The organism is Pseudonocardia sp. NPDC049635 (assembly GCF_040659795.1).
GTDB lineage: Bacteria > Actinomycetota > Actinomycetes > Mycobacteriales > Pseudonocardiaceae > Pseudonocardia.
Map to the genome: position 1 here is coordinate 152048 of NZ_JBFAON010000013.1, position 12273 is coordinate 164320.

General features: G+C 74.7%; 11 protein-coding genes. 7 read left to right on the forward strand and 4 right to left on the reverse strand.

The features are described from left to right. Positions 1-16 precede the first annotated feature (16 nt). Entirely contained in the window at positions 17-1138 is a 1122-nt protein-coding gene (locus AB0J24_RS17535; RefSeq protein WP_358682464.1) for a nitric oxide synthase oxygenase, read from the forward strand. 5 nt (positions 1139-1143) lie between these two features. Here AB0J24_RS17535 and paaI read toward each other — a convergent pair whose 3' ends face one another. After that, complete coding sequence (paaI, locus tag AB0J24_RS17540; RefSeq protein WP_358682412.1) at positions 1144-1599, reverse strand: hydroxyphenylacetyl-CoA thioesterase PaaI; 456 nt, start codon at positions 1597-1599, stop codon at positions 1144-1146. A 63-nt stretch (positions 1600-1662) separates the two neighbouring features. Here paaI and AB0J24_RS17545 point away from each other — a divergent pair, with 63 nt between their 5' ends. Together AB0J24_RS17545 and AB0J24_RS17550 are read left to right on the forward strand one after the other, a co-directional pair. Further along, complete coding sequence (locus tag AB0J24_RS17545; protein WP_358682415.1) at positions 1663-2319, forward strand: NYN domain-containing protein; 657 nt, start codon at positions 1663-1665, stop codon at positions 2317-2319. 2 nt (positions 2320-2321) lie between these two features. Next, positions 2322-3659, forward strand: coding sequence for an amidohydrolase family protein (locus AB0J24_RS17550; RefSeq protein ID WP_358682418.1), 1338 nt, complete (start codon positions 2322-2324; stop codon positions 3657-3659). A 27-nt stretch (positions 3660-3686) separates the two neighbouring features. On the opposite strand, the gene AB0J24_RS17555 is transcribed toward AB0J24_RS17550, so the two are convergent. Continuing rightward, positions 3687-4922, reverse strand: a complete 1236-nt coding sequence (locus AB0J24_RS17555; protein WP_358682421.1) for a D-arabinono-1,4-lactone oxidase — start codon at positions 4920-4922, stop codon at positions 3687-3689. Positions 4923-5496: 574 nt separating this feature from the next. After that, complete coding sequence (locus AB0J24_RS17560; protein WP_358682424.1) at positions 5497-5985, reverse strand: hypothetical protein; 489 nt, start codon at positions 5983-5985, stop codon at positions 5497-5499. Between the two features lie 927 nt (positions 5986-6912). On the opposite strand from AB0J24_RS17560, the gene AB0J24_RS17565 reads away from it, so the two are divergent. Beyond that, positions 6913-8007, forward strand: a complete 1095-nt coding sequence (locus tag AB0J24_RS17565; protein ID WP_358682427.1) for an AI-2E family transporter — start codon at positions 6913-6915, stop codon at positions 8005-8007. 39 nt (positions 8008-8046) lie between these two features. Continuing rightward, positions 8047-9660 carry an SDR family oxidoreductase gene (locus AB0J24_RS17570; protein WP_358682429.1) on the forward strand — a complete coding sequence of 538 codons (1614 nt, stop codon included), beginning with the start codon at positions 8047-8049 and terminating at the stop codon, positions 9658-9660. Between the two features lie 45 nt (positions 9661-9705). On the opposite strand, the gene AB0J24_RS17575 is transcribed toward AB0J24_RS17570, so the two are convergent. Further along, a complete protein-coding gene (locus AB0J24_RS17575) occupies positions 9706-10824 on the reverse strand; it encodes a methyltransferase domain-containing protein (RefSeq protein ID WP_358682432.1) in 1119 nt (372 codons plus the stop codon). A 235-nt stretch (positions 10825-11059) separates the two neighbouring features. Here AB0J24_RS17575 and AB0J24_RS17580 point away from each other — a divergent pair, with 235 nt between their 5' ends. Continuing rightward, positions 11060-11575, forward strand: coding sequence for a dTDP-4-dehydrorhamnose 3,5-epimerase family protein (locus tag AB0J24_RS17580; RefSeq protein WP_358682435.1), 516 nt, complete (start codon positions 11060-11062; stop codon positions 11573-11575). 165 nt (positions 11576-11740) lie between these two features. Continuing rightward, entirely contained in the window at positions 11741-12079 is a 339-nt protein-coding gene (locus AB0J24_RS17585; RefSeq protein ID WP_358682438.1) for a hypothetical protein, read from the forward strand. Positions 12080-12273: the final 194 nt, after the last annotated feature.

Consider the following 12273-nt stretch of genomic DNA (forward strand, 5'->3'; position numbering starts at 1 on the left):
CTCCGGCGGTCACGCGGTGGCCGCGGGCGTGCCGGACGAGCGCGCCCCGCAGCCGGTCGACCCGAAGGCCGCGGAGGAGTTCCTCCGCCAGGTCTACGCCGAGACCAAGCCCGAGGTGCCGCTGCGCGAGCGGCTCCGGCAGGTGCTGGGTGAGATCGACCGGCGGGGCGTCTACACCCACACCGCGCACGAGCTCGCGTTCGGCGCCCGGGTCGCCTGGCGGAACTCGGCACGGTGCATCGGCCGGCTCTACTGGCAGTCGCTGCAGGTCCGCGACCTGCGCCACCTGAGCGACCCGGCGGACGTGGCGCAGGAGAGCATCGGACACCTGCGCGCAGCCACCCGGGGCGGCCGGATCCGGTCCACGATCACGGTGTTCGCCCCGGACGCCCCCGGCCGGCCGGCGCCGCGGATCCGCAACGACCAACTGGTGCGCTACGCCGGCCACCGCAACCCGGACGGCACCGTCGTCGGTGACCCCACCCAGGTCGACTTCACCGACCGGGTCGTCGAAATGGGCTGGCCGCGACCGCAGCCGCTCGGCCGGTTCGACGTGCTGCCGCTGCTGATCACCGGCACGGACGGCCGGTCCCGGCTGTTCGACGTACCGCCGGACGCAGTGCACGAGGTCCCGCTGCGCCATCCGGAGCACCCGTGGTTCGCCCGGCTCGGGCTGCGCTGGCACGCGGTCCCCGCGATCAGCAACATGCCGCTGGAGATCGGCGGGGTGGTCTACCCGGCCGCGCCGTTCAACGGCTGGTACCTCGACACCGAGATCGGCGCCCGCAACCTGGCCGACCCGGACCGCTACGACCTGCTGCCGGAGATCGCGAAGCGGCTCGGCCTGGACACCCGCTCGGTCCGCACCATGTGGAAGGACCGGGCGATGGTCGAGCTAGTCCGCGCGGTGACCTACTCGTTCGACGCCGACGGCGTCACCATGGCCGACCACCACACCGAGTCCGAGCGGTTCCTGCGGCACCTGGAGAAGGAGGAGGCCGCGGGCCGGCGCTGCCCCGCGGACTGGAGCTGGATCGTGCCGCCGATGTCCGGGTCGCAGACCCCGGTGTTCCACCGCTACTACGACGAGCCGGATCCCGACCTGCGGCCCGCGTTCCTGGAGCCGCACCGCATCTGACCGGGCTACGCGGGCGGCGGCGGGGCCAGGCCGGGTACCTGCCGGGTGCGCCCCCGGAACTCGGCGACGACCGTGCCGTCACCGCTGCGGACGGTGACGTCGTAGAGCCCGGACCGCCCGGTCAGCGCGCGCTCCACCGCCTCGGCGGTCAGCACGTCTCCGGAGCGGGCCGGGCGCAGGAAGGCGATGTCCGCGCCGGTGGCCAGCGCCGAGACACCGTAGGCGTTGCACGCGTACGCCATCGCGGCGTCGGCGAGCAGGAACAGGTACCCGCCGTGGCAGACGCCGTGGCCGTTCGCATGGTCCTCGCCGACGGTCATGGTGGCGGTCGCGCGGCCCGGCGCCACCTGCGTGACCTCGACGCCTGCGGCGCGGGCCGCGCGGTCGGCCGCCCGCATCGCCGCCGCGCTGTCCTCGGCGATCCGCTGCCCGTCCGGGCCGGCACTTCCCGTCGTCGTCACCGGGACAGTCTGACCCACCCCGGCGGCCACCGGCCGGCGGCGTGTCCCGACTAGGCTCGCCGCATGAACAGCGGGGCGGGGACCGTGACGGGCCAGCAAGGGCGTACGGCGCCGACCGGACCGCTGGAACGGGTACTGCTCGTCTGGGACGCCCCGAACATGGACATGAGCCTCGGCTCGCTGCTGGGGGCCCGGCCGACGTCGGCGTACCGGCCCCGGTTCGACGCCGTCGGCCGCTGGCTGCTCGATCTCGCGGGCCCCGAGGCCGAGGCCGAGGCGTGCGTGTTCACCAACGTCGCCGCGGGCAGCATCGAGATCGTCCGACCGTGGGTCGAGGCGCTGCGCAACGTCGGCTTCGCCGTCTTCGCCAAGCCGAAGAGCAGCGAGGACTCCGACGTCGACGACGACATGCTCGCCCACATCGACCTGCGCGCCGGCGAGGGCAGGCTGCGCCACGTCGTCGTCGCCTCCGGTGACGGGCGGGCGTTCAAGGAGCCGCTGGAGAAGCTCGTCGAGTCCGGCACCGACGTCTCGGTGATCGGGTTCCGGGAGTACGCCGGGTTCGCCCTGTCCTCCGAGGTGATCTCGTTCCTCGACCTGGAGGACATCGACGGGGTCTTCCGCGAGCCGCTGCCGCGGGTCTCGCTCGACACGCTGCCCGACGAGGGGGCCTGGCTGCCGCCGTTCCGCTCGCTGCGCTCCCTGCTCGAGCGGCGCTGAGGATGGCGGTGCTCCAGCGGCTCACCGCCCCCGTCGCGCTCAGCTGCGCGCCGGGTTTCCCGGTCGTCCGCGATGCTGCGCTCGACGTCGACGACACCGGCCGGATCGCGTACTTCGGCCCGGCGGCGGCCGCACCGGCGACCGACGCCGTCGTGCGGCCGTTACCCGGGTTGATCATGCCGGGCCTGGTGAACACGCACTGCCACACGCCGATGTCGCTGTTGCGCGGCATGGGTGGCGACCTGGGGCTGATGCCGTGGCTGACCGACGTGGTGTGGCCGGCCGAGGCGCTGCTGACCGAGTCCGACGTGTACACCGGGATGCTCGCCGGCTGCCTGGACCTGCTTCGGACCGGCTGCACGACCAGCGTCGAGATGTACTTCTTCACCGATGCGCTGACCGACGCCGTCCGGGCCGCCGGGTCGCGCGCGGTGCTGACACCGGGGATCATCGCGGCGCCCGGCTGGGACCGGCTGGGCACCTGGGAGCAGATGCGGGACGACGTGTCGGCCCGGATCGACGCACACGGGCTGTTCCCGGGCGGGGACGGCCGGATCGAGCTGGGTTACGGCCCGCACTCGGCGTACACGCTCCCGCCCGGCGCGCTTGCCTCGGTCTCCGAGCACGCCCGGGAACGGGGTGCGCTGGTGCACACCCACGTCGCCGAGTCCCGCGGTGAGGACTCCCACCTGCGCGCCGAGCACGGCTCCGTCCCGGCGATGCTGGACGCGGACGGGGCACTGGGCGGCCGGATCCTGGCCGCGCACTCGGTGCACCTGTCCGACGCCGACATCGCCACCTATGCCCGGCACGGCGTCGCGGTCGCGCACTGTCCCGGTTCGAACGCGAAGCTCGCGGCGGGCACCGCGCGGCTGCTGGACCTGCGCCGGGCCGGGGTGGCGGTGGGTCTGGGGACGGACGGGCCCGCGTCCGGCGACGACCTGGACCTGTGGCACCAGGCGCGGCTCGCCGGGTTGCTCGCCCGGATCGACGCCGACGACGCCGCCGCGATCACCGCCGCCGACGTGCTCCTGATGGGCACCGCCGACGCCGCCGCCGCGATCGGACGGGACGACCTGGGGGTGCTCGAAGCCGGCCGGTGGGCCGACGTGGTGCACGTGGACACCGACGACTCCGCCTTCGTCGCCCCGGAGGACGACGCCCAGCTGGTGTCGAACCTGGTGTGGGCGGGGGGTTCCCGCCTGGTGCGCGACGTGTGGGTGGGTGGGGAGCAGGTCGTCGCGGACGGCGAACCGACCACGGCCGACCGCCGGGAGGCGCTCGCCGCGGTCCGCGCCGTCTCCGCCCGGCTCAGGACGGCGCTGGCCGCCGGCTCCTGAGCCCCGTGTGCCGGGTCGTATGCGCTGTCACGGACCGATCACCGAGGCCAGGTAGGGATCGGTGAACAACCGGCCCGGGTCGAAGCGGTCGCGGACCTCGCCGAAGGCCGCCCAGCCGGGGTAGGCGACGGCCAGTTCGTCCGGCCCCCACGCGTGCCGGGTCGTCCAGCAGGGTCGCCCGCCGGCGTCCTCCACGACGGCGCCGGCCAGCCTGCGGACCGGTTCCTCGGCCGGCCCGCGGCTCCGGATCCGCAGGTACGCGGTGTCCCGTCCGGACGCCGGGTGCAGCAGGCCGCTCTCGGCCGGCCCCAACCGCACCCGCACCGGGCGCAGCTCGTGCCCACGGGTGGCGACGGCGGCGCCCAGCTCGCGGAGCACGGTGCCGAGCACCGCGCGGGGCACCGCCCACTCGGCGAGATCGGGGTCCCACGGCTGTGGATCGGGCAGCACCTCGTGCGGCGGGCCCGCGGTCCCCGGCGCCCAGCGGTGCGGCGGCGGCCGCGACGACCGCGACGCCCACCAGGACGACGCCATCCGCGACACCGCGCGCCCCCACGACCCTGCGTATCCGCCACGGCCCTCCGGGCTCTCCGCCGGGGCCTCGACGACGTCCTCGGGTTCGGCCCACCGCACGACCGCCTGACCGGTGTGCACCGCGACGTCGCACTCGGTCCAGGCGTGCGCGGTCAGCACGCCGTCGGCGAGCATCTCCGCCGTCCGGGTCTCCTCCTCGTGCACCCGCAGCCTGCGCAGCGGCACGGTCCGCAGCTGGACCGCGGTGAGCACACCGAGGGCACCCAGGCCGCAGCGGACGGCGTCCAGGTCCGGCCCGGTCACCTCGCGGACCCGGCCGAGCCCGTCGACCAGCCGGGCCGCCAGCACCTGGTCCGACAGTGATCCCTCGGCCGGTTCCCCGCCGTACATGCCGAGACCGGTCGCACCGGCGATGGTGGCCCGCGGCGCGTCCGGGACGGTCGCGAGCGCGCGCCCGGATGCGGCCAGGGTGGCGCACAGGTCGGCGATGGTCTCACCGGCGCGGACCCGGACGGTGTCCTCGGCGACGTCCACCACACCGGTCAGGGCGGACGCGTCGAGCAGCACGTCGTCGGTCCGGACGAGTGGGCCCGGCGCCCGGGCTCCCGCTCCGGTCGGGCGCACCCTGGTGCCCCGCTCGGCGGCACGGCGGACCGCGGTCGCCACGCCGGCCTCGTCCAGCGGGCGGTCGGTGCGACGGGGTCCGGTCGCCGCGGCATCGGTGCTCATCGACTGCAGGGTAGAACGCCCGGGCGTCACGGTGCGGATCGATTCGCCTACGACGCGGCCACGTCGGCACCGGGCGGCCACACGAACGGACCGGGCGAACGGACCGCCGGACGGGACCGGCCGGGGCGGCGGCCGTGACGGTGGTGACTGCGGTGTCCACCGGCTGCTGCAGGACGGACTGTGTCAGAACCCTTGTGACCCGGACGGCGGCCCGATACCGTCACACTCCGTGGCGATCATGTCGCCGCGTGAGGCCGGGCCGACGCCGTCCCGGCCCCGTCGAGCCGGTGGTCCCGGAATCGGGCTCCCCACGATTCCGGGCCGGCTCGGTCGCGTCCGGCATCGCCCGACCGTGCCGGGACGAGCACGTGCGAGGGCCGGGCCGCCCGGTCGGCTCCCTCCGACCCGGCGTCCCGGCCCTCGCCTTGCGTGCTGACGACCCTGCTCCCCAGCCGGTCGTCGCCACCCCGCGGCCCAAGGTCTCCGCGGGACGTATCACTCCGGTGCCCGGCGCACCGGACGGTTCACCTCTCCCGACGCCCGGGAGGTTCGCCGGTTGCCTGCTCCGCGAAGATCAGGCCGAACGGGTCAGCCGGTGCCGACCGGTGCCGCCGAGCAGATCGGCGATCGCCGCCCGGTCGGCGGCCCGCTCGGCGTCGCGGCGGCGCCGCAGCATCGCCAGTGCCGCATCGCCGGGGCGGTTCCAGTCGTCCCGGCGGGACGGCTCCGGCTGCTGCGGGACGGGGGAGACGAGCGGATCGGAGTGGAACGCGGCAACGGCGTCCGCGGTCTGCCGGATCGCACCCGCGGGGTCGCGGCGCGTGGTCCGGACGGTACCGCGGTGCACCCGCCGGACGGCGTTGCCCGCGGAGCCCGAGCGCTGGTGGTCCCGCCATCCGCCCACGGTGAGCGAATGGAAGATCGGGGTCTCGTCCTGGATCTCGTTGTGCGACTCGTGCCGGCCGGGGAACGGCCATCCGTCCCGGCCCGCCCGCCGACGCCGGATCGACGACTCGAGACCGCCGGAACCGTGACCGCTGGATCCACTCTCGAACTCGTACACCCGCCGTACCTCCTGCTCGCTGACGTCGATGTGCGCCGCAACGTGTTCGCCCGATACTCGTACTCGCTGTACCGCCGTTCGGCTCACTCACTCCGTCAACGGGTGACACACGAGCGGGGAAACGGCCGTTACAGCGGCATCGGGAAGTGCGCTCGTACGGGTGGCGCAACGCCGGCGTCACGCTGAGTTGTCTATACGGAGCGTGTCCGTCTGGCGCTCTTGTGGAGCAGCGAGTAACCATCATCCCGTCGCCAATCCGGCCCTCCGCCTGCTCTCCGGCCGCCGGCAGTGCCCTCCGAGCACGTCCCGGGCCGTGATCGGGCACCGCGTGACGACCGCACCACCCGTCGGTGCCGAGATCGGACGGACGGGTGTCCACTACACGGGTGTAGTTCGACGCTCGGTGAGCGTCGAGGGCGAACGCTGCTCCGTCCGCACGGCCACTGGGCCGACCGTGGCCGTGCGGCGTTCCCCCGGATCGGGGGCCGCGGACCGGTGCCCGCCCCGCCGTCCGGGTGGACGCCCACCGGGCCGCAGTACGCCGGCCGCCGCCCCGGCCGCCCCACTGCGCCGGCCGAGCGGCCTCGGTGTCGCGCAACGCGCGAGCGGTCAGCGAGGGCTAGCGTCGGGACAATGGCGGACCGGGCAGTACCAGGTGATGCACGGCCGGCCGGAGACACACCCGGACCGGATACCGGCGGCACCACGGGCGGGGCCGGCCAGGGACCGTCCCAGCCGGACGACGGGCCCCGGGACGCCGGCCACGATCCGTCGTCCCCCGCGGCGGCCCTCGCCGAGGGCGCCGGTCCACCGGAGGCCTCCGCAGGCCGGTCCGCGGCCGACCAGGATGCGGTCCTCGCCCGGTCCGACACCCCCCGGCCGGTCACCGGGCAGCGCCGGCCCGGCCGGGCCACGGGCCACCCCGACGTGCCCGTCCCGCTGCGGATCGCCTCGGAGATCTGCGCCCGGATGCTGGTCATCGCCGGCGGACTGGCCCTGATGATCTTCCTGGTGATCCAGCTGCGGGTGGTGGTCATCCCGGTCGCGATCGCCGTGCTGCTGACCGCGCTGCTCGCGCCACTGGTGCAATGGCTGCAGCGGCGCCGGGTCCCCCGCGGGGTCGCGACCGGACTGGTGATGGTCACCGGGCTCGCCGCCCTCGGGGGGCTGCTGACCCTGGTCGTCAACACGCTGGTCGACGGGACCGCCGACCTGATCGGCCAGCTCACCATCAGTGTGGCCTCGCTGCAGGGCCTCATGGACGCGACCCCGTTCCAGGTCGACGTCGAGCAGGTCGGGAACCAGCTGCTGGAGACCCTGCAGGCCAACCAGCAGATGCTCACCTCGGGTGCGGTGAGCACCGCGGTCACGGTCGGCGAGGTGCTCGCCGGGTTCGCGCTCTGTCTGTTCGCGCTGATCTTCATGCTCTACGACGGACGCCGGATGTGGGGCTTCCTGCGGCTGCTCGCACCCGTCCAGCGCCGGGAACGGGTGGACGTCGCCGGACGGCGCGCGTTCGCCTCGCTGGTCGGCTACGTGCGGGCCACGGTGCTGGTGGCGATCGTCGACGCGCTCGGGATCGGGCTCGGGTTGTGGATCACCGGTGTCCCGCTGGCGCTGCCACTGGCGGCGCTGGTGTTCGTCGGCGCCTTCATCCCGATCGTCGGTGCCGTGGTCACCGGCGCGGTCGCGGTGCTGATCGCGCTCGTCGCGAACGGGATCGGGACGGCGCTGATCGTGCTGGGGATCGTGCTGGCGGTGCAACAGCTGGAGAGCCACGTGCTCCAACCGGTGCTGCTCGGGCGTGCCGTGCGGCTGCATCCGCTCGCCGTCGCGCTGGCCGTCGCTGCCGGTGTGGTGATCGCCGGGATCGTCGGTGCACTGCTCGCGGTGCCCTTGCTCGCGGTCCTCACCGCTGCGGTGCGCTCGCTCGTCGCTCCCCGGGAGGCCGCCCCGGAAGCGGTCGACCCGTTGCGCCCGCGCGACGGCAACCCGCCCGCGGAGTTCACCGGGAAGGCGTGAGACCTGCCGGACGGGCGAACCGGTGGGACGATCGGCGCCGTGCGCTATCTCGTCACGGGAACGACCGGATACATCGGGGGCCGGCTGGCACCACGGCTGCTGGGCCACGGCCCCGAGGCCGACCTGGTGCCCGACCCGGCCACCGGACCGGTGCACGTCCGGTGCCTGGTCCGGGACCCGGACAAGCTCGCGGACGTCCCGTGGGCCCCCGACGCCGAGATCGTCCGGGGGGACCTGCTCGATCCGGACAGCGTCCGGGAGGCCTGCCGCGACATCGACGTCGTCTACTTTCTCGTGCACTCGTTGTCGGACTCCGACTTCGCGGCGACCGACCGGCGCGCCGCCCTGATCCTCGGTGAGGCCGCCCGCGAGGCCGGCGTGCAGCGGATCGTGTACCTGGGTGGCCTGCACCCCGACGGCGACCCGGCCGACCTGTCGGCGCACCTGGCGTCCCGGGTGGAGGTGGGGGAGACGCTGATGCGTTCCGGTGTGCCCACCGTCGTCCTGCAGGCAGCGGTGATCCTCGGCTCCGGATCGGCGAGCTTCGAGATGCTCCGCCACCTCACCGAGCGGCTCCCGCTGATGGTCACCCCGCGCTGGGTGCACAACCGGATCCAGCCGATCGCGGTGCGCGACGTGCTGCGCTACCTGATCCGGGCGGCCGAGATCCCCGGCCGGCCGAACCGGACGTTCGACATCGGCGGCCCGGAGATCCTGACCTACGTCGAGATGATGCAGCGCTACGCCGCCGTCGCCGGGCTGAGCAGACGACGGGTCGTACCGGTGCCGCTGCTGACCCCGTCGCTGTCGGCACACTGGGTCAACATCGTGACACCGGTGCCGAGGTCGATCGCGGCCCCGTTGATCGAGTCACTGGTGCACGAGGTGGTCTGCTCCGAACAGGACATCCTGTCGTTCGTGCCCGATCCGCCGGAGGGCCGGATCGGCTACGACCGGGCTGTCCGGCTGGCATTGTCCCGGATCACCGACGGGGAGGTGGAGACGCGGTGGTCCGGCGCGACCGTACAGAACGTGCCGTCGGACCCGCTGCCCAGCGACCCGGAGTGGGCGGGCGGCAGCGTCTATCTCGACGAGCGCGAGCGGGACTGCGACGCCGCACCTGAGCAGCTGTGGACGGTCGTGAAGGGCATCGGCGGCGAGCGCGGCTGGTACTCCTTCCCGTTGGCCTGGTCGGTGCGTGGCTGGATGGACCGGGCCGTCGGCGGTGTCGGGCTCACCCGCGGCCGCCGCGACCCGGACGACCTGCACACCGGTGACGCGCTGGACTGGTGGCGGGTGGAACGGCTGGTGGAGCCCGGTGCCGGGCCCGACGGAGCGGGGCTGCTGCGGCTGCGCGCCGAGATGAAGGTCCCCGGCCGGGCCTGGCTGGAGATGACGGTCCGGCCCCGCGACGGCGGATCGACCTACCACCAGCGCGCGGTGTTCATCCCGCACGGGCTACCCGGGTTCCTGTACTGGTGGGCGGTCGCGCCGTTCCACGGGATCGTCTTCGGCGGAATGGTCCGCAACATCACCCGGACCGCCGAGCGGGCCGGTGACGGCGAGGCGGCCCGCCGCGAGCCGGCCCGGCGGCGCCCCTGGCACCGGGCTGCCGGGTCCCGTCCCCGCCGACGGCCCGGCCGGGCCGCCTGACCGCCCGCTCACACCGGTAGCAACCGCGGGGCCGGTGTGCCCGGCTCACACCGGTAGCAACCGCGGGGCCGGGTCGAGGACCACCCAGCGGCCGCCCCGCGCCTCGATCCCGGGCAGCGCCACGCGCATCTCGTCGGCGAGCTCGGGAACGAACAGGGCGACCCGGTCCGGACGCAGGTCCACCAGCTCCGCGGGAGAGACGACCGGGACGTCCGTACCCGGCATCCGCCGCCCCTGCTTCGCGGGCGCCGCGTCACCGACGGCGAGGAGCAGGTCGGCGCGCAGCTCCGCGCGACAGACCAGCGGGATCGCCCGCGACGCCGCCCCGTATCCGGCGACGGTCCGCCCGGCGTCCCGTTCGGCCAGCAACCACCGGCGCAGCTCCCCGGCGCCGTCGGCCGCCCGCTGGAGTGCGGTGAACGCGGCGGGGCGCCGCACCCCCAGCGTCTCCTCCTCCTCGATCAACCGCCGGGCGGCGGGGTCCGGCTCGGCCCCGGCCCGGGCCGTCAGCAGCACGGTCCCGCCGGAGAGCGGGTAACGCCAGGCGCGGTGCACGCCCAGTCCCAGCTCGCCCAGCGCGTCGGCGAGCGCGGGCAGCGACCAGTAGGCGTGGTGACCGTGCCGCAGGTCGTACCACTGCCGCTGCCGTAGGACCGTGCCCAGCGGCAACAGCTGCAGGGCGAGCGTGCCACCGGGGGCGAGCAGCCGGGCGCGGCGGCGCAGTGCGGTCCGCTGGTCGGGTTCGTGCAGCAGCCCGTAGACGTCCAGCACCAGGTCGGCGGGCCGGCCGGAGTCCGGGTCGAGCGCGGTCATCCCGTGCCCGGTCAACCGGGTTCGCCACGACGGCCCGTGCGGACTGCCGAACTCCAGCACCGTGCGGCCGGGCCGAACCATGCCCTCGTCGGCGAGCCGGGTGATCGACCGGTCGCTCTGTTCGACGAAGGCCCGTGGCTCCACACCGTGCAGCTCCTCGGTCACCTCGACGTCGTCGGCCAGCTGCGCCAGGCCGCAACTGCGGCACAGCCACATCCGTAGCGGCGCGGTGGGATCGGGCAGCGGCGCGTCCCGCGCGGGCATCCGGTCCCACGGCGGCTGCGCACCCAGATCGAGGACGATCCGGCCGCGGTCGTCACGGCAGGCCCGGCAGCGCACCGGCTCGGACATCACGGCCCCCGTCCCCGACCGCCACGGCCGGTCATCGCGATCGTAGTGAGCGAGCCCGTTCCGATCCCGGACACCACCACGGACCGTGGACCCTGCGGACCCGTTCGGAGTAGTGCGATCTTGCCCAGCGTCACCGGCGGCGCACTCGCTCGTTGTCGTCCTGGGTACGCCGAAGCGAGCCGGAGACCGGCACGAACCACCGGGCGTGACCGGACCGGACGGAGGGGAGCGGCGGGTGAGCGTGCTGAGGACCGTGGTGCCGGGGTCGCTGCTCGTCGACCCGTCGGGAGCCGGCGGACCGGACGGGACGGCCACGTTCACCGTGCGCCGCAGGCGGCGGATCGCGCGGGACGCGGTGTACGGGCTGCACCTGGACCGCAGCGAGGCGGTGCTGCTCGGGGTCCGGCGGGGAGCCGGTTACGCGGTGGTGATCGACACCCGTCCGCAGTCCGAGTCGTTCGGCAGGCTCGCGGCGTCGCTGCTCGACGACGGGCGGATGCTGCTCGTACCGCCCGGGTGCCTCTACGGGATCCAGTCGTTGACCGACGGCACCGTCGTCGAGACCCGGTCGGCCGGCCGGTCCGCTCGCCGGGACCGGGTGAGCGTCGATCCCGACGACCCCGACCTGCAGCTTCGCTGGTTACGGGCTCGACCGGCCAGGACCACCGGCCCCGACCGGTCGTGGGCGGGACTGTGCAGGCGGTTGCGCGCCCCGGCCGGCCCGCGGCGGGACCGCGTCTCCATCTGGTGACCGGCCCGCGTGCAGGGTGAGCGGCGGCACCTGTGACGCCGTCCGCCCTGCGTTCAAGGTCACGATCAGGTCACGTAGCCTGCCGTGAACGCCCGGACCAACGACGCCCCAGGCTCCCCACCGGCGCGCCCGTGTGCCGGCCGAGACCTCCCGAGGGGTGCTCCTGTGCTGAGCGAACGCGAGACCCGACGGTTGCACGAGATCGAGTTCCAGCTGCGGCTCACCGACCCGCGCCTGGTCCGGCGGTTCGCCGCCCTGGCCGGTGCGCCCCGCCCGGCCGCGCCGGGAACCGTGCTGCGCGGGCCGGGCGGCGCCCACGGCCCGATCCGCTCGATGCACGGTGCCGGGCCGCTGCCGTCGGTGCTGCTGGGCGTCTCGCTCCTGGTGTTGCTGGCCGGAGCCGTGCTGCTGGCGGTGCCCGTGGTGATAGCCGGGAGCGTGCTCGCCGCGCTGTCGCTCGGCCTCGCGGCGACCATCCCGCAGCGGCGGCGCCCGGGGGGCTGAGCCGATCGACCGCGCAGGGCCCGTGCCACCCAGCCGCGCAGGGCCGTGCCGCCTGACCGCGCGCAGGGGCTGAGCCGCCCGGCGGTGCCGCGGGCGGCGTCGCTCAGCCGTGTGCGAGGTCGGAGAAGCGGCTGTAGTGCAGCTGGTGCGCCACGGTGATCGTGGTGGTCGGGCCGTTACGGTGCTTGGCCAGG